At 37.4% G+C, this 19,078-nt stretch carries 13 protein-coding genes; 4 read left to right on the forward strand and 9 right to left on the reverse strand.

The genetic code is table 11. The features are described from left to right. Positions 1-39 precede the first annotated feature (39 nt). The 9 genes from ACRD7B_RS01430 to mobA all read right to left on the reverse strand — a co-directional run bounded on the left by ACRD7B_RS01430 (position 40) and on the right by mobA (position 14,501). Positions 40-2,505, reverse strand: a complete 2,466-nt coding sequence (locus ACRD7B_RS01430; protein WP_430822663.1) for an AMP-binding protein — start codon at positions 2,503-2,505, stop codon at positions 40-42. 98 nt (positions 2,506-2,603) lie between these two features. Beyond that, positions 2,604-3,827, reverse strand: a complete 1,224-nt coding sequence (hydF, locus tag ACRD7B_RS01435) for a [FeFe] hydrogenase H-cluster maturation GTPase HydF (RefSeq protein WP_430822664.1) — start codon at positions 3,825-3,827, stop codon at positions 2,604-2,606. 414 nt (positions 3,828-4,241) lie between these two features. Continuing rightward, positions 4,242-4,595: a hypothetical protein gene (locus ACRD7B_RS01440; RefSeq protein WP_430822665.1), complete on the reverse strand. Its 354-nt coding sequence runs from the start codon at positions 4,593-4,595 to the stop codon at positions 4,242-4,244. A gap of 247 nt (positions 4,596-4,842) precedes the next feature. Then, entirely contained in the window at positions 4,843-8,052 is a 3,210-nt protein-coding gene (locus tag ACRD7B_RS01445; protein ID WP_430822666.1) for a two-component regulator propeller domain-containing protein, read from the reverse strand. Between the two features lie 10 nt (positions 8,053-8,062). Further along, positions 8,063-9,031 (reverse strand): hypothetical protein, encoded by a 969-nt coding sequence (locus ACRD7B_RS01450; protein ID WP_430822667.1) that lies wholly within the window; start codon positions 9,029-9,031, stop codon positions 8,063-8,065. Between the two features lie 2 nt (positions 9,032-9,033). Beyond that, positions 9,034-10,440, reverse strand: a complete 1,407-nt coding sequence (locus ACRD7B_RS01455; RefSeq protein ID WP_430822668.1) for a PKD domain-containing protein — start codon at positions 10,438-10,440, stop codon at positions 9,034-9,036. Between the two features lie 12 nt (positions 10,441-10,452). After that, a complete protein-coding gene (locus ACRD7B_RS01460) occupies positions 10,453-11,370 on the reverse strand; it encodes a PorP/SprF family type IX secretion system membrane protein (protein WP_430822669.1) in 918 nt (305 codons plus the stop codon). 12 nt (positions 11,371-11,382) lie between these two features. Then, entirely contained in the window at positions 11,383-13,659 is a 2,277-nt protein-coding gene (locus tag ACRD7B_RS01465) for a T9SS type B sorting domain-containing protein (RefSeq protein WP_430822670.1), read from the reverse strand. A 278-nt stretch (positions 13,660-13,937) separates the two neighbouring features. Then, positions 13,938-14,501, reverse strand: a complete 564-nt coding sequence (mobA, locus tag ACRD7B_RS01470) for a molybdenum cofactor guanylyltransferase (protein ID WP_430822671.1) — start codon at positions 14,499-14,501, stop codon at positions 13,938-13,940. 188 nt (positions 14,502-14,689) lie between these two features. Between mobA and ACRD7B_RS01475 the strand changes: the two genes are divergently transcribed. The 4 genes from ACRD7B_RS01475 (at position 14,690) to ACRD7B_RS01490 (ending at position 19,068) form a co-directional block, all read left to right on the forward strand. Next, positions 14,690-16,924: a molybdopterin-containing oxidoreductase family protein gene (locus ACRD7B_RS01475; protein WP_430822672.1), complete on the forward strand. Its 2,235-nt coding sequence runs from the start codon at positions 14,690-14,692 to the stop codon at positions 16,922-16,924. Positions 16,925-16,935: 11 nt separating this feature from the next. Further along, the gene (locus tag ACRD7B_RS01480; protein ID WP_430822673.1) at positions 16,936-17,469 is read left to right on the forward strand and encodes a 4Fe-4S dicluster domain-containing protein; all 534 of its coding nucleotides are present in this window, start codon (positions 16,936-16,938) and stop codon (positions 17,467-17,469) included. 18 nt (positions 17,470-17,487) lie between these two features. After that, a complete protein-coding gene (nrfD, locus tag ACRD7B_RS01485) occupies positions 17,488-18,429 on the forward strand; it encodes an NrfD/PsrC family molybdoenzyme membrane anchor subunit (RefSeq protein ID WP_430822675.1) in 942 nt (313 codons plus the stop codon). 114 nt (positions 18,430-18,543) lie between these two features. Beyond that, a complete protein-coding gene (locus tag ACRD7B_RS01490; RefSeq protein ID WP_430822676.1) occupies positions 18,544-19,068 on the forward strand; it encodes a YeeE/YedE thiosulfate transporter family protein in 525 nt (174 codons plus the stop codon). Positions 19,069-19,078 lie beyond the last annotated feature (10 nt).

Here is a 19,078-nt window from a genome sequence, read left to right on the forward strand (position 1 = left end):
AAAAGCTAGAGTAAGATACCCTAGCTTTATATTATTAGTTTATACGACTTCTTGATTTGTCGCGATTTGTGCATGCACAACATTGCTCAGTGCATCATAGGTAATATCCTTAGGGTAAACTGGCTTTAAAAACTCAACACTTACTTTTCGCCAAGGTCTCGGAAAAATTGAACCCTTAGGTAAAGCATCTACAGCACCTTTGATAGAAACAGGAACGATAGGCACACCCAATTCTCTACTCAGGATTGCAAAAGTCTTCTTAAATTCACCTAATTTACCATCCAAAGACCGTGTCCCCTCTGGGAAAATAATCAGGTTTTTCTTCTTCTTTAAAGCCTCTCCCATCTTCTGAATGGATTCCTTCAGATCCTTATTCAAATCCATTACAATAATATGGTGACGATTGGCAAAAAACTTCATCCAACGCGAACTTACATGTTTTTCTTTAGCATAGAAATAAGTATTGCGAATCATCTTATTCTTAAGGAAGGAAGCAACAAACAAACCATCAAAATAACTTTGATGATTAGGCGCAATAATACACGGTTCATCTGGAATATTGGCTACTCCATTACCTCTAAAGCGGAAATAAATACTAAAAAACACCTTTGATATTTTTACAAATAAAGTACCCGTAAACCATGTTCGCGGCAAAGGCAGATTTACTTTTTCCTTCAGAATCTTCGACCAATTAATTTTCTCAATGGATAATCGTGTGCGCTTACTGGCTATATATTCGCTCAGTTTAAGAACCGAAGGATAAGCCATAATATCATTAACCTCCATTTCAACACCAAATGTAGATTGAATAAAAACCTGTAGTCCAACCTTATCCAGCGAATCCATTCCCAGATTCATTTCCAGATGATCATTAGGTCGAACCTGACAATTCTTTTCATTAGCTATAAAATCACTAATAACTTGAAATTCTTTTAGTTCTACCTCATTAACCTCTTCAATAGCATCTTCTTCTTTCTTCAGCAAATCGGTCAACAAAAAGCGTTGTAGCTTACCTAAGCGTGTTCGTGGCAACTCTCCATTAAACACTGTAAACGACATTATTTTCTTGTATGGAGAAACCGACTGGTTATAGGAATCGATTACATCCCATCGTATTTTCTCTTCAATTTGTTGTTCATTTAGTCCCGCTAATTCTGCCATATTTGGTACAAGAATAGCGCGTAATTGATCGCCTTCGGCAAAAACACCAATATCCGAAATGCAGGCAGCTGTATTTTCAATTTTTGCTTCTATCTCGGCAGGGTTTATATTCTTACCTGTTGACAATACTATAATTTCTTTCTTTCGCCCTGTGATAAATAAATAACCATCATCAGAAAGCCTTCCTAAATCCCCGGTATACAACCATCCATCCTTAATTACTTCAGCTGTTTCTTCTGGACGATTAAAGTAGCCTTGCATTATATTTGCACCACGAACCGTAATTTCATCGTTCACAATCTTAACTTCAGCACCTGGTAATATTTCACCCGGACTACCAATTCGAACTCTACCAGGTCTGGTAAATGTAATCATTGGTGCCGCTTCTGTCATTCCATAACCTTCGAGCACCTCAAAACCTAAGGTCTTATAATCACTGCCAACTTCAGGATCCAGCGCAGCTCCTCCAGCCACCATAAACTCAACTGCGCCACCAAATTTCTGATGAACAGCTTTAAATATTTTTCGTGAAAACTTAGGCGAATCAACTTTCTTAGCCAACGCAAATAAAGTTCTTGCCACAAAACTTTTCTCTATTTTGGCCATGATACCTTTTCGTATGGCAGCGTATAAACGCGGAACACCAATTATAATGCTAACCTTATTATCCTGAAGCGTTTTAAGTATATCTTCAGAAGCCATTGATGGCGACATAGCAATGGTAGCACCAACAAACAAAGGCGCCATCATTGTTCCCATTAATGGAAACATGTGATGCAAAGGAAGGAGCATCATCACCATATCCTTTTCAGAATAAATAGGAATATAATTGGTAACGGCATTGATATTCGTAATTAAATTCTCAAAAGAAAGCATAACCCCCTTGGGACTTCCCGTAGTTCCAGAGGTATAAATAATCACAGCCGTTCTTTCATTACTTGTATCCAAATCTGGCATCTCATTAATCGGACTGTTCTCTAATTCTTCACAATCTTCAATAACGAGTACTTTTATTTCAACTCCGGCTTTTTCAATGGCCTTCTCTAAATCCTCCTTTTTATCTCTTGATACAAAAATAACTTCAGGAGTACAATCACCTAGTATATAAGCAACTTCATCAATTGACGACATAAAATCGATTGGAACAAGGGTAGCATCCGTGTACCAACCAGCATAGAAGGCATATATCCATCCGACCTGATTTTCTGAATAAATAGCAACTCTTTTGGCGTCAATTCCTTCAAGCATCTTTTTGTATGCTACAATCTTACCATTTAAATCACTATAAGTCACACGGTGTTCTCCGCACACTATGGCTGTATTCTGTTCAGCTTTAAAAATCATATCCCCACTTTTGATTACGACACAAATATATTAATAAACAAGTTAATGTGTCAGATGTTATAAATTGCAAGCTATTTTATAATTATGTACCTATTTCTTTATAGGTAATCAGTACCTATCTCTTTTTGATTTTGCACAAAAGGAGCGACTGCCCGTTGATATATTCCTTGCACATAAGCAATTGTCATACCATAATTAGTAATTGGCACATTTGAATCTTTTGCTTCGCCCAATCTGTTATGTAATTGCTTACGCGTAATCATACATGCACCACACTGAATGATTAATGAATAATCACCAATAGGACGCTCTACCTTATCCAGTCCGGCAACAACATCATATTGCAGGTTTTTTCCAGTATAGGTCGAAATCCACCTCGGAATTTTTACTCTTCCAATATCGTCGCAAGCCACATGATGAGAACATGATTCTAACAATAATACCCTATCACCGTTATCTAAATCATCAATTTTGGGCGTTCCTTTTAGGTAATTGTCAAAGTCACCTTTAAAATGAGCCAATAGAATACTAAAACTTGTTAGGGGAATGTCCTTGGGAATAGATGCATCAGCTTTGAGGAAAATTTGACTATCGGTAATGGCTAATGCAGGCTTAATGGCTGATTTCTTCAAAAATGCATCCACTTCACGTTCCTTAAGCACAATGCATATTGCATCGTTATCAAGTGCATCACGAATAGCCTGTACCTGAGGCAGAATCAATCGACCTTCAGGTGCCTCAATATCAATTGGTGTGATTAATAAAACGATATCGCCATATCGAACCAAATCTCCCAGTAAAGATGGAGTAGAGTAGGCAGATTCAGGAATCGATTTCTTGATCAAAGTAATTAATTCATCAGGTTTATTATCTATAGTATTAAAAACTATGGTGCCACTACATCCTTTAATATTAACACGTTCAATCCATGTATCCGTCGGTTTATTTAAATCCGATTTATTATGCACAATTATGTACGGCGTATCCTGTTTCTGAAATGCTTCAACAAGCTGCTTTTCTTCATTGGCCCACTCATTGTTTACAACAACTAAAATGGCCAAATCAACCAACTTAATTGCTTGCATCGTTTTTACCACACGCTTTTTACCTAATTCTCCTTCATCATCAACGCCTGCGGTATCAATAAGTACAACTGGCCCAAAGCCAGATATTTCAAAGGACTTTTTAACAGGATCTGTTGTGGTACCCGCATAATCAGACACAATGGCTACTTCTTGATTAGCCAATCTGTTTACTATAGAACTTTTACCATTATTACGCCGGCCAAATAAGCCAACGTGTGGTTTCCGATCCTTGCTCATTAGTCATTATTTTTTAGCAAAGTTAAATAAAAAGAAATCATATCATAACACGCTGACTTCGCATCAATTAAGTATTAAATAGTAGAAAAAGCAAAATTAACACGAATCCTTATCACCCTTTTTACAGATTTAAGTGTCTATATATTTGAATGCGAAAGCGTATTTAACTATTGGCGAAAGTGAATAGTTTCTCATGGGTTTAGAAAAGGGCTGTGGTTATTTTAAAGACATTTTATTCAACGACTAAAGGTTTAAATTGCAGGACATTAACCACAGCCCTATTTGAGTATTTTATTGAACTTAACGATGAAAGAGGAATCTCCTCTTAATCCTTAAATAACTATCCTAAAAAGAAAAAGAGAGAAATCACGTTTGATTTCTCTCTTTTACAAGCAATATTAACAGAATATTTTCTTATCCAGTAAAAGCATATAAGTTTTGCTTTAAAAAAATTCGATACGTTAACGCATCTAGTTGTTTGAAAGGCAAAACAGCCATATTATCAAACTTCAGGTTATGCTCAAATCGATTGATTATTACATCCACATCCTTTGAGTAGTTAGGATATTTCGATTTAATTGAACGACAGCTTTCTCTAATAATTTTAATCTTCACATCATTCTCCTCATGAGGTGTAGCGAAATTTGAAAGTCGTTGATTTATATGGTGTAGCACTTTGGTTTTATTAGATATATTTAGTTGAATATCAGTCCATGCTGATGTTCCCTTTTCAACCAACTTTCTCAAGATTTCATCGTGTAATTTCATCTGTTTATAATTTTAATTTTACCAGATGGAACTCTCATAAAAATTTAATCGCTAGATAAACGCCTCTACTTTGACAATATCTCCAAGATTAAAATTTATATGCTCGTTTCATTTTGTGTTAGGATTAATAGCAACTTTATCTATTAATACCCAAAAGTCGAAATCGTAACACATTTTTTGGAACTTTTTTTACAAAAAAAAAGAGCCGCAATAAATGCGGCTCTTAATCAGTATCATATTATGGTATTTACAACTTTACACCCATGAATAGTACATCATCAATTTGCTCCAATTCTCCCATCCAATTTTCAAAATTCTCTTTCACCATTTTGTACTGTTCATCTGCAGGCTTCTCATAAATCTCTTCTATCAGATTCTGAACTCCCACTTTCATGAACTTTTTGCCTAATGGCCCTCCAAATTGATCTGGATATCCATCGGAGAACATATAAATTTGATCACCCTTAGAGCAGTTATATTCAATATTTACAAAATCACCTAAGCCATCATCCATGTCGTCACCAATACTTCGTCTGTTACCTTTATACAAGGTCATTTCATCATTTATAATCAGATATACCGGACGTTTGGCCGAAGCAAGTCTCACTTTGTTAGTTGGCAGATGAATTTCAATTACCGAAATATCCATACCATCCTTGCTCTCTGAATCTTCGTTCTTTTGCAGCAAGACTTTTATTTCTTTATCCAGCCTTTCGAGCATTGCGGCAGGTGAATTTATCTCAGGTAACCTGAAGATATCGTTTAATATTGTGGTACCTATCATCGACATAAACGCTCCAGGAACACCGTGCCCAGTGCAATCAGCACAACAAATTACCATATAATCCTTAGACCTATTAAACCAATAGAAATCACCACTAACAATATCGCGCGGTAAAAAGTAAACAAAGGAATCGGGCAACACCTCATTCAGTTCCGATAATGGTGGAAGAATGGATGACTGAATCTTCTTGGCATAGTTAATACTATCCGTTATATCTCTGTTTTTACGTTCTATCTCATCCTTTTGCTCACGCAACACAACAGTTTGTGAGGCCACCTCCCGCTGTAAAATTTGCTTTTGGTGCTGTAACTTACGTTCGCGATATTTTATAAACAGAAATATTAAAAACACAATAAACGCTGCTGATGGAATAATAAACCAAATAGTTTCCCAAAATGGTTTACTAATTAACACATCAATAGTAGCTGGTGTTATAGTACTAACACCATCGGCATTATAAGCCCTTAAACGAATTCTGTGATCTCCGTTACGTAAGTAATCTATCTCCTTAAAGTTTATTTTACCAAGCTTCGACCATTCCTTTTGATCCTCTTTTGATGCACCGATATCATCAATTTTAAAATCATACTTAACTCCTTCAGGATTAACAAAACTTATGGCGCGAAATTCAAGCTTTAAATTATAGTAATTTTTACCATAGGGGAATTTAAGCTTAATTGGCTTATTAGCTGGATAACTTTCATCATCTATTTTAAGTGAAGTTAAGTTTAGTAATGGCGCAACTTGATTGACAATATCACCTAGTGGGTTATAATTAACCACCCCATCACTTGAAGCAAACCAAAGCGTGCCATTTTCTGCCTTTATCACTTGGTTAAACTCACCGTCCATATTGTTTTCGTAATCGAAAGTACGAATCTGACCGGTATTCAAATCAACACTACTCAAACCAACATGATGGCAAACCCATAATCTATTTTTACTATCACAATCGATACTATAGCAATAGTTCTTTTTCAATCCTGACTCGATGGTAATACTTCTTAAGCTATCGGCTGAGTACATGAGAATACCCTTATTTTTGGTAGCCAACCACTTATTCCCATCCTTATCTTCCGTCATATCAACCACATTAACTGCAGCTTTCAGGATTTTATGACGTTCTATTTTATTTTCAACGACACTACAAATTCCATTATCCTTGGTACCAACCCATATCACACCATCCATATCACGATAAACAAAATTGATCGTGTTGTGCGACAAACCATTGGCCATGTCGTAAAAAATCTGAGATCTATCTCTTGTATTTATTACATATAAACCCTCACTTGTACCCAAGTATAATTTTTCTTCAAAGCCAATTATGTCATTAATCTTTTTACCTGAAGCGGATTTAGTATAAACAAATGGTTTAAAACGAAGCTCTCCTTTGGGGCGATAATAAAGTCCATTATTTGCAGATGCTACCCATAAAACTTCATTTTCATCCTCATATAACTTTACAATCTTATCGCGAGGAATGCCCAAAGCTGGATCGTAAAACTCAAAATCGGTAAAACACAAAGGATCATGTTTGATTAAACCATTATCCAATCCCAACCAAAGTTCATTACCAGACTCTAAAACTGAATAAACTTTCTGACTTTTAAATCCAATTTCTTCAAGATCGTAAAAGATAAAATACTGATTGATGAGTGATGCAACACCACCACCATAGGTCCCAAACCAATAGTTTCCTTCTCTATCACTTAAGATACCTGTAACGTAATCAACATTTAATCCATTGATGGTAGAAAAGTTCATTGACTCATGAAAGATATCGCGCTCACTGTCGTAAAACAATTTAATAACACCATTTCTCTTGGTTGCAATCAACAAGTGACCATCTTGATCTTCGAAAATATCATTAACAGTTTCTCGTTCAATATTAAATTTTAAACACAGTTTGTTATCCGTTATTTGCTCCGATTCGGATGAACCATACTTATACTTATAAAAACCGTCTCCATTGGTACCAATCCAATACTCATTCACACCACCTTTGCAAGGCACAATAACGTTAATCTTCTCCTGAGGGATACCTTCAACATCAGTAATTAGAACCGAGCTATAATTAGAGTCAGTAAAATGAAACTGAACCAGACCATCATCAGTACCCACCAGAAATTTCCACGGGGTTAAAGCCTGAATTGAATAGTAACGTCGATTTCCATATTTTTTTCTGCCAAAGTAGGTGCTCACCTCACCCGAATTTGAAATATGTATAAGACCCTTTGTTTGCTCAACAGCCCATATTCCCCCTTGGTCATCTTCTGAAATATCTGTTATTAACTGAGATGTTTCATCTATAACATACTTTGTAAAAATGCCGTCTTTATAATACGTTAAATCACCATTTTTATGACCTAACCATAAATTCCCATTTTTTGCAACATGCATGGTGTTGATAAAATCATGAGCCAGGGAATCAGATGTAGTAAATACCTTAAAATCGAATCCATCATAGCGAACTAAGCCTTCGCCTGTTGCCATCCAGATGTAGCCATTATTACCTTGCTCCACACCATAAATATAGTTCTGAGGCAAACCAATTTCGCTATTGTAGTTTTTAAAATCGAATGATTGCGCATTGATATCCGCTGAAAAAAAACAGCAAATGACTATCAAAAACAAAACAAGCGAACACCTTATGGTTTTATAGTAACCCATTTCTATTTAATTAGTCTTTTACGTGAGTAGCCTTTGGTATGTATTTAGGTATTCCGCCAATTGGAACACTATACAACTTTAAACCTTCACCATCCTGATTTTCTAAACGAATAACAACATTGTTATTTTTTATTCGAGCACTCTTATTCTTTACCATTCGAATATCTAATGACGAATAATATTCACGTTCGCGGATCTTAAAGTTACTATGTGACCAATGATCGTCACCCGAAGTTTTCATTAAACTCCCTTTACGATCAATGGAACGAACCATTATTACACCATCGTTATCCCAATCAAAATTGGATTGCTTGATGTACACAGTAGATGAATCGTTTATATAAGGATAAATGTGTGAAATCTGATTGACATCGTCGTGTAAACGAAATTTATACTTAAAGTAATAAGCAAAAGCCCCCTCCACTTCGTGATTGGCATTTTCCTGAGAACTTAGAAACAAACGGTATAGATTACCATCTCCTCCTGAAAGGCCCTCAACTACTATCTTAAAAATATAACCGCCATCCTCAGGCAAATACTCACCTTCCGTTGGATTAAATGGGCCAAAAGTATACCATTTTAAATCATATTCGGGATCATCATCAAATGATTTGGAATCAAGTAAAGAACCACTATCGTATTCTCCATCCAGGTTTCCATCTCGTGCATCCTGATTAGAACAACTTCCTTTTCCACCATAAATGCCAAAACGCATACGTGTATCCCATTCTCCTTGCTGCTCATCATTGCCTCCTCCAATATCCGGATCGTAAACACGAATGTAAATTGGTGCCGAATGCGTCTCAGGCACAGAAAAGAAAATAATCTGGCAGAAGTTATCATCACCCCAATAGGTCTCTGAATCACCACCAAATGTAACTAAGTTAGGAATATTCTCATCGGCTCCCGGTACTGGCTGAGCTTGTGCTACAAGTACCGCAAAAAACAGAAACACTAATAATTGATATGCTTTATTCATAGTTACTCAGTTACAATAATTTCAATTGATGAACACATTTTTAGTTGAGGATGCACACTCGATACTGCTCCACATTTAATAATGTACTTACCCTTTGTTCGAAAAATATGCTGAATAGTTTCACCTTTTTGCAATCTTCCGTCATCTAATTCCCAATAAAACTCTTTTGCTTCAAAATCGCCCAAATTAGAGTTTGCCACACTAAGGGTAACTAAATCATTAACTACCAAATCATCCGGACAAGTAATATACAATTGTTCGGGCCTTAAAACATCTAAAGTATACTCGCTCAATGCAAAAACTTCTTGATTAACCAAAGTGTCTATTAGGCTCAATTTTACTTCGTACTCACCTGGACGATCAAAACAGTAACGAACGGTATCACCATCCAAACTTTCAGAATTACCGAATGTCCAACGGTAGATATAAGGCCCAGATTCATCCTCCATTACTTCATCAAAGAACTTATAACAATACGTTTCCTCTTCTTGTAATTCACAAGCTTCAAATACAGGAAATCCTCTATCAAAACGGAAAATATTATCTCTTCCTTCGCGGTCAGAAGCAAAGAAACCCCATTGCTCATCATCGCCTATATAACAACTAAACTCATTGGCCTCGGTATTGATGTCTTTATCAAAAGAAACAGGCTTACTCCAACCATCTGCCGTTTGTATCGAATAAAAAAGGTCTAAACCACCTTCTCCTCCATGTCCATCAGAAGCAAAAAACAATTTGCCGCTTGAATGGTAAAAAGGAAATACCTCTGTTTCGGCGGTATTAATTTGATCACCTATATTAATGGCTGGCCCCCATTCATCATTAATCTTTTCAGAATAATAGATATCAGTTTTACCTTGTCCTTCAGCATTATCAGAAGTAAAAAACAAAAAACGACCATCGTCTGATATACTCGGATGACCAGTATTGTAATCTCGACGGGAATTAAAAGGCATGCTGCTTTTTCTGGACCATCCTCTATTACCATCTGTTGACACATACACGCCCATGCCATTACCATTCTTGCTTTTTTGGCTACGCTTATAGGTATCGTATGTATTCTGGCCAATATACATTTGATCACCATCTTTTGACAATACGATGGAACCTGTATTAAATGGAGAAAAATAATCCTTCATGTACTGCTGAGGCTCTGTCCAGCTTGAATCTGCTCGTAACACAGCTTGATAGATATGATAAAGGTTTTCCTTATCCTCGTTGTAGTATTTTAAAAATAAAGAATTGCTCCTATTGGAACTAAAATAAAGCGTGGAATCCATAAAGAAAGGTGCCATCTCATTTCCACTTCTCGAATTCACTGATAACTTTTTAACTTCAACATCTTGCGCAAATGAGCTGTATGTTAAAGCAGTTATCAGAAAAAATATAAGACTATATATTATTCGCATGCGAAGCTATTTTTAAAAGAATTTAGGATTAGGTGTTTTGATCTTATATCCAAAATCAAATTGAATACCGATTTCATGAGTACCATTATTATAGGCACTGATCTCCCCCAATGAATAATCAAAACTATAGGAGAAGCGTAATTGAGGTGTTACCTGGTAACCCAACAAGGCAACTACATCACTAGTTGTTCGATACGATACGCCCAACCAAATCATCTCACTGTAAATAAGGGTAGCATTCAAATCAACATGTGTTGTCTCTGCCGGATTAAAACGTGTGAGAACTGTTGGTTGCAAATCGAATTGTTTACTTAGCTCAAACAAATAACCACCAGTTACAATATAATTTACATCTCCAGGCGCAAACTCAGAGCTACCTCCCTCACTTATGTCATACTTAAATAAGTTTGGTGCCGATACACCGGCAAAAAAGTTTTTTCCATACCATGCCGCTCCAAATCCCACCAATGGCGACGAAACATTCTCATTATTTTGAAATTCCGGATCTTCCACAAATTCGTCCAGAGTTGTAATATCTGTCCAGTTCGAAGCATTAAATGACATTCCTCCGCTCAAACCAAAACTTAATATCTGATCATTATCTAATTTTAGTCGATAGGTATATGACAAAGAAAAGCCCGTTTGACGTGTAACACCGTACTGTTGATTATACACATCTAACCCGAGTGCTATTTTTTCGTTTCTTAAGGGCGAATGCACACTAAAATATTGAGCAGATGGCGAGCCATTAATGCCCATCCATTTTTTACGAAAAGTTCCATTTAAAGAAAGTGCTTCTCTGTTACCGGCAAAAGCAGAGTTTACCGAGTAGCGATTATGCATGTACTGACTCATCACCAAATCTTTCTGAGCCACAGCAGATACTCCACCAACAAGAACAAACAACACTATACTTACAAATTTATTCATCTATTTAAGTGTTTATTGATTCCCTTTAATCACAAGAAAATCTTTCACGGGTGAAATACCATCACCTGTGAAAACATAATAATAAGTACCATTTTTAAGTTTTGATCCGTCCATTCCAACACCGTTCCATCCTATATCACCATCATGTCCAAATTCTTCCTTCTCGTAAACCAACTTACCCTCCACTGTAAAAACCAACAGCTTGTTATTTTCGACTTTATTAGCTCCTCCAATCATAAAGGTATCATTAATAGTATCACCATTTGGAGAAAATCCTGTTGGGTTAGTTAAGCCTTTTGCAGTAACCACAATTGTAGTAGGTTCAGCTTCACAAACTCCATTCGATACCGCCCATGTTAATTCATTCTCTCCCATTTTCAATTCAGAAGCAGTTCCGTTCTCTCCATTGACATCACTAAAGAAGACATCAGTATTAGATGTCCATAAGCCGGTCATTCCATCTTCTAGCCCTGTCGCAGCATACTTATATTTATCATCGTTATAAATGGTTGTATCTTTTCCTGCCGATACATTAGCTGGTTTTTTGTCTAGAATAACTTGAGTGGTAATATGTGCCGTACAATTGTTATTAAGATCATTCACAATCGACCAGTTTACATCAAACATCTGCGTTACCAATTGATTGGATTCATCAACACTAAAAGTAGCCTTAGGGTCATTAACATCAGTAAATACGCCATAAATCGAAGACCATGTTCCACTTTCGTTCTCACCTAATACAGCATTTAACAAAATAGATGAGCCGCATTCTGGATCGTATACTCCCGCATTTGGAGTCGGCAGATTGTTGACAGTAACATTAAACACATCGCTTAAATCGGTTGAGCATTTAGCAGCATCTGTGATACTAATCAACTGATAAGCTGCTAATCCATTACCTGAAGGTGTTAAAGGAATTTCTGAGTAAGGAGTTTTGATTTCAATTATTGAAGAATTAGTTCCATCTGAATAACTTAAATCCAAATCGTAATGAGCACTTACTGTTGAAACTCTAAGCATAGCTGTACTTCCATTACATATAGCGGTATCAGCTTTAAGGAGCGTTAACTTTGGTGGGTCAACAAACGTGATATCAACACTTGCTTGCTCACTACAGCCCAAATTAGTTTCTTCCCAAATTAATTTATGTGTTTCATAACTTGGAGCTGTAGCCATAGTTATAGGCTGATCATCTGGAGTAAAAGTTACTAACGAGTTACTTAACCAACGTCCTCCCTCCCCCTTATCCAGCACTGCTTCTAATCTTAAAGAATTAGAACAATTAAAATCTTTTGTTTTAATAATTGAAGCGTTTGGCTTTCTATCTACAATAGTAGCTACACCAGTCATACTCTCCGTAAGTGATTCACATCCATTGGCATCAGCCACTTTAATCACACGCCACTCAGCGGCTTGCATCGCATCTATCGCAGGTAAAGCATTATCGCCTACATCACCAGTACGATTTTTTATAGTATTTACTCCATCACTAATGTCGTAAGTGAAATCACCATCTCCTTGAAAATTTACATTTGCTAACAAATCATAATCCAAACCATCATTTGAGCAAATTTCAACATTACCACTTATAACAGATATGGCATGGCCTTTAATGTTTAATTGAACCTCATCCGTTCCAGCATCTGCTCCTTTACAAGCTCCAAATTCTTCATTTAAAGTAAGCGTATATATACCTGGTGCATCAGGTGTGAAAGTTGCATTTGGTGTATCTGGGAAATCAAACTCACCGGCTCCCCCACTCGTAATTTCCCATAACATGTTATTAGTCGGATCTTGTAAAGATCCTTTAAGCTGATAAGAAAACTCACAGATTTTATCTTCATTGGGACCAGCTTCAGGCTGTGGTTTATCATTAATAATTATATTCATTTGCCCATGCACATCTGTTGAGCCATAGCCATTATCATTAAGAAAATATTTCCAATCTGCAGCAGGAATTGAGTTATCAAAAACCTCAATTAGGTTAATTTCAGAAGTACTTCCTACATTTATCGTACTCGTAGACCAAATACCATTTTCCAAATCATTCTCAAATATATCTTGATTAAGTTCCTTCTGAATACTTTTTCCTCCAGTTTCAAGATTTACTATTTCATATACAACACCATATGGAGCTTCCCCATTTTCAAACCTAATTTGTAAAACTGGATTCCCACTCTCGCAAAAAGTTTCATCAGCACTAACAATTGTTGCAATTGGCTGAGCAGATAAATGTATAAAATTAGCTCCCGCAAGAACTAAACCGATCCAAAGTATTATAACTTTCATCCCCAAAAATATTTAAATATGCGATACCATGACATGATTATTATTGTCATGAAATAATTACCACAAATACGCTCTCGTCCTTAATACTTACAAACTTATACATAAAAAATAAAAATTAACTCTTTTTAACCCTTACTCTCAGCCAATTTATAAATGAATTAAATGCATTCATCAAATAAAATGAATCATCCATCAACATAAACGTCATTTACTGGCTATCTTATGATAAAAAATGAAAGGCCAAAAAAGCGGTAATAGCACTTTAGAAGTGCTACAATTTATGATAAGGATAAATCCTCTGGTCTGTTACAGTTTTGAAATAGTAATGGATAGCTCTCAAGCAAACTATCGAAAGAAACAATCTTGGAAGAAACACCTTCTATAAAAGTCATCATCTTGAGCTTATCAGCTAATAAGTGTTGCTCCATTGCAGATAACAAGCGTCGATTATAAACAGCAAATAAAGGTTGAAATTTTGAATTTACGGATGGAATAAAACAATCATGCTTTTCATCAATTTCAGCAATCAAGACTTCAATAGCTTCCTTGTTTAAATTGGGCATATCACATGACAAAACTAATACCTTATCATTGGTCGCAAATTTTAATCCTTCGTAAATACCAGACAATGGTCCTTTAGACAAAAACGAATCTGCAATAACCTTAAATCCAAACTGACCATATAGGGGCGAATTAGTACTAATAATTATCTCATCACAATAAGCTTCTAATAATTCAATAGCGTAACTAACAAGTTTTTTTCCCTTGTAATCAAGCATCCCCTTATCGGCTCCCATTCGAGAACTTTTACCGCCAGCTAATACGACACCACTAATTTTCATTACATGATTTTTGTTAGCTCATAAAGCTACGAATCGGAATAGAATATTCAAAACACACTATATTACAAACGATTATAGCAAAAACAAATGCCTTATTAATATTAAGTCTAAATATCAATAGATTCACACATCTAATTATCTGTATATTTTCCTTATTTTGTACGTAGAACTCATAAATCTTTACATTGATGAGGAATAGCAGACGTGAATTTATTAAGATTTCGGCACTTGGTACAACAGGTGCAATTGTGGGCTCACAATTATTGATGGCCAAGAATAATAAAGTGGTTCCCGAAAATAGTAAAGGCCCTTGGAAAATGCCACATGACCTTGAGCGAACGCCAACCTATTGCGAGGTTTGTTTCTGGAAATGTGCTGGCTGGACTTACAAGAATGACGATGGTAAAATCCAGAAAATAATAGGTCATGAAGATGATCCTAATAGCAATGGCCGCTTTTGTCCGCGCGGAACCGGTGGTGTAGGCATGTACTATGACGAAGATCGATTGAAAAATCCGATGATCAGGGTTAATGCTGCCGATGGCTCACAAACTTTTAAGGAAGTTAGTTGGGATGAAGCATTTGATTACATCAGTGTTAAGCTCGAAAAAGTAATTGAAGAACACGGTCCGGAATGCATTGCTTTATTTACTCATGGCTCAGGAGGTAATTATTTTGGTAACCTGCTAAAAGCCTTGGGATCGCAAAACATAACTGCTCCTTCCTATGCGCAATGTCGCGGCCCACGTGAGGTTGGCTTCATTGCTACCTTTGGCGATGGACTAAGCTCTCCGGAACCTACCGATATACGTGACACACGCTGCATGGTGCTTATTGGCTCTCACATTGGTGAGAACATGCATAACGGCCATGTGCAGGAGATGTCTGACGCAATTGACAAGGGAGCAACTATTATTACGGTTGATCCACGCTTCTCAACCGCTGCGGGCAAATCAAAATTCTGGCTACCTATAAAACCAAGTACCGATTTGGCTCTGTTATTGGCGTGGATGCACGTCCTAATTTATGAAGAGCGCTATGATAAGAAATATGTAGAACAATATACCTTTGGTTTTGAGCAACTAAAAGAACATGTGAAACACATGACACCTGAATGGGCCTATGGTATCACAACTATTAAGCCTCAGGTAATACGTGAAACGGCGCGTGAAATGGGTAATGCCTCTCCAGCGGTTATTATTCACCCCGGCCGACATGTAACCTGGTATGGTGATGATACTCAGCGCCTGCGCGCGGTGGCTATGTTGAATGCATTATTAGGCTCATGGGGCCGACGTGGTGGTTTTTATATACCAGACAAAGCGAAAGTGCCGGGCGTACCTCATCCTCCATACCCAAAGCCACGACGTACCTGGCGCGATGCCATGGGTGGCAAATACGAATTGGCAGATTTAGCTTTGGCAAATGGTGTATGTGATGCAACGGTTCCAAGTGCTACCATGGATTGTAGTATTAAAGCATGGATTGTAAATGGCACCAACCTCATCGAGACCTTACCCAATCGGCCTAATACCTTGGAGGCTATTAATGCCTTAGATTTGATGGTAGTAGTTGATACAATGCCAATGGAGATAACAGGTTTTGCTGATGTTATTCTGCCTGAGTGTACCTATTTAGAAAGATACGACTCGTTGCGCGTTACACAACATCGCGAACCGACGATTGCCCTGCGCATGCCGGCCATGAAACCAAAATACAACACCAAACCAGCTTGGTGGATGGCTAAGAATCTAGCTGAACGCTTGGGTAAAGGTGACTATTTTCCATTTGATTCCATTGAGGAAGAACTGGATTATCAACTTAAAAAAGTAGGCACTTCCTTGGAAGAAATGCAACGCATAGGTGTTAAAAAAATGGATCGCCCGTATGATGATCTATATTATACAGATGGAGAGGAAATAGAATTTAACACCAATACAGGTAAGATTGAACTCTACTCTACTTCTCTTGAAGAATACGGCTTTGATCCGATGCCAAAATTCACTCAACACCCTGAACCACCTCAAGGTTATTATCGTCTGATATATGGTAGAGCTCCAATGCATACCTTCTCACGTACGGCTAATAATCCGAACTTAACGGATTTAATGGATGAAAACACGGTATGGGTCAACCCAAAAGTTGCCAAAGAGTGGGATCTGAAAAATGGACAAGAAATATACTTGCAAAATCAAGACAATGTAACCTCCAGCTTCCCAATTAAAGTAAGGATTACTGAACGCATCAGATGGGACTCTGTATACATGGTACATGGTTTTGGTCACTCCAAAAAACAATTGAGCAGAGCCTTTGGTAAAGGTGCCAGCGATACTGAATTAATCACCAATGTGATGATGGATCCGATTATGGGAGGAACAGGCATGAGAGGTAATTTTGTAACATTTAAATATTCAAAAGCTTAAAATAGACAACTATGAGATATGCAATGGCCGTTGATACAAAGAAATGTGTAGGCTGCAGCGACTGTGTTGTAGCTTGTCAAACGGAAAATGATGTACCCATTGGTTACTGCCGCGACTGGATCGTGGAAGTAACAGATGGTACCTATCCACAACTAGAGTTGGAACATCGATCAGAAAGGTGTAACCACTGCGAAAATTCGCCATGCGTACGTTGCTGCCCAACAGGAGCTAGTCATTACAGCGATGGTGGAATTGTGATGGTAACTAAAAATAAATGCATTGGATGTGGAGCTTGTATAGCCTCGTGCCCTTACGATGCAAGATATACACACCCCAAAGGCTATGTTGACAAGTGTACTTTCTGCGAGCATCGCACTAAAAAAGGACAATCACCAGCTTGTGTCGCCGTTTGCCCAACTAAATGTATGTATTTTGGTGATTTAGACGATCCAAATTCAGATGTTAGCAAAGTGATTAAGAAGCGTAAATACAAAACTTTGATTCCTGAAGCAGGTACAAAACCTCAATTATACTTTTTGATATAAACCATTCAAGATAAAAAAATGAGAGAAGAATTAATCGTAAGTGGTCGAATGAATCCACATATCGATCCACAATTACAAATATGGGAATGGCACATACCTGCCTACCTTTTCTTGGGTGGTTTAGCCGCTGGTATTTTATTTTTTGCATCTTACTTCTACATCAAAGGTAAGAGCGAGGAATATCCAACTGCCGTAAAGTTAGCACCGATTATCACTCCTATCTTAATTGGATTAGGACTGTTATTCCTGATGCTTGACTTAAAACACAAGCTCTACTTTTGGAGACTCTATACCGCTTTTAAGATTGAATCACCTATGAGTTGGGGCGCATGGACTTTAATGGCCATCATGCCATTATCTGCAATTTGGGCAGCCTTCAATATAAAAAGCCTTTTCCCTAAATGGGACTGGAAATTCAATATTATCAAAGATGCTCTAAGATGGTTGGAAAATTACAAAACAGCCATTGCCTGGACCATCATGATTCTTTCGGTTATTCTAGGTATATATACAGGCATATTGTTGTCAGCCTTTAATGCACGTCCACTATGGAACACTTCCATACTTGGGCCATTGTTTTTAATCTCTGGTATGTCAACAGGCGCAGCAGCCATTATCATCTTATCCAAATCAAAAGCTGAACGACATGCCTTTGCTCGCATCGACCTGGTACTGATTGCCATCGAATTATTCTTGATCGTACATATGTTCATGGGATTCAATGCAAGTACGCAGGTACAAATAGATGCGGCAGCTATGTTTTTGGGCGGAGAGTTTACTGCTCCATTCTGGATTTTTGTTGTAGGCTTAGGTTTAGTTATTCCGGCCGGACTGGAAGTAATGGAAATGCGCAAAATTAAAATTCCTTACATGTTAGCACCTGCCTTGGTATTATTTGGTGGATTATTATTCCGTTTTATTATGGCCTATGCAGGTCAAATGAGCCGTTGGTTATATTAACAGAGTCCTGAGCTCGAAGCAGACAGTTCGGGGCTTGCAGTCCGAAGTCCGTTAATTCGGGGACTTTATGACCAGGACGATTTAAATAGAAAATAAAGATTAAAATATAGAAATATGAACGAAGATCGTAGTAAAAAATACCTCAACCCATATTTGGGTGGTACCTTACTCGGCTTAGTATTACTCACTGCCTTTTACTTCTCGGGTAGAGGTTTGGGTGCCAGTGGAGCCGTAAAGAGTGCCGTAGTTGCGAGTGTTGAAATAGTTGCACCAACACATGTTGAAACAACTGATTTTTATAGCAACTATAAGGAATCGCATCCCGGAGGACCATTAAAAGATTGGTTAGTATGGGAAATGTTGGGTGTGCTTGTGGGTGGTTTCATCTCAGGTGCCTTTGCGGGTCGCTTAAAATTAAAAGTGGAGCATAGTCCCAAAATCACCAGTAAGGTTAGATTGATTTTTGCTGCCATTGGCGGCATCTTATTTGGCTTTGGCTCGCAATTGGGTCGTGGCTGTACAAGTGGTTCTGCATTGAGTGGCATGGCTGTACTTTCGCTTGGCGGATTTATTACCATGGCCTTCATCTTCGGAACGGCTTTCGCCTTAGCTTATATTGCACGTAAATTATGGATTTAATTAAGAAACA

Origin of the sequence: Carboxylicivirga fragile, from assembly GCF_050589805.1 — a bacterium.
Classification (GTDB): domain Bacteria; phylum Bacteroidota; class Bacteroidia; order Bacteroidales; family Marinilabiliaceae; genus Carboxylicivirga; species Carboxylicivirga fragile.

Coding starts and splice junctions, on each gene's coding strand:
- ACRD7B_RS01445 (WP_430822666.1), bottom strand. CDS start 8,052: ATGGGTTACTATAAAACCATAAGGTGTTCGCTTGTTTTGTTTTTGATA.
- ACRD7B_RS01460 (WP_430822669.1), bottom strand. CDS start 11,370: ATGAATAAATTTGTAAGTATAGTGTTGTTTGTTCTTGTTGGTGGAGTA.
- ACRD7B_RS01475 (WP_430822672.1), top strand. CDS start 14,690: ATGAGGAATAGCAGACGTGAATTTATTAAGATTTCGGCACTTGGTACA.
- ACRD7B_RS01480 (WP_430822673.1), top strand. CDS start 16,936: ATGAGATATGCAATGGCCGTTGATACAAAGAAATGTGTAGGCTGCAGC.
- ACRD7B_RS01455 (WP_430822668.1), bottom strand. CDS start 10,440: ATGCGAATAATATATAGTCTTATATTTTTTCTGATAACTGCTTTAACA.
- ACRD7B_RS01465 (WP_430822670.1), bottom strand. CDS start 13,659: ATGAAAGTTATAATACTTTGGATCGGTTTAGTTCTTGCGGGAGCTAAT.
- ACRD7B_RS01440 (WP_430822665.1), bottom strand. CDS start 4,595: ATGAAATTACACGATGAAATCTTGAGAAAGTTGGTTGAAAAGGGAACA.
- ACRD7B_RS01450 (WP_430822667.1), bottom strand. CDS start 9,031: ATGAATAAAGCATATCAATTATTAGTGTTTCTGTTTTTTGCGGTACTT.
- ACRD7B_RS01490 (WP_430822676.1), top strand. CDS start 18,544: ATGAACGAAGATCGTAGTAAAAAATACCTCAACCCATATTTGGGTGGT.
- hydF (WP_430822664.1), bottom strand. CDS start 3,827: ATGAGCAAGGATCGGAAACCACACGTTGGCTTATTTGGCCGGCGTAAT.
- nrfD (WP_430822675.1), top strand. CDS start 17,488: ATGAGAGAAGAATTAATCGTAAGTGGTCGAATGAATCCACATATCGAT.
- ACRD7B_RS01430 (WP_430822663.1), bottom strand. CDS start 2,505: ATGATTTTTAAAGCTGAACAGAATACAGCCATAGTGTGCGGAGAACAC.
- mobA (WP_430822671.1), bottom strand. CDS start 14,501: ATGAAAATTAGTGGTGTCGTATTAGCTGGCGGTAAAAGTTCTCGAATG.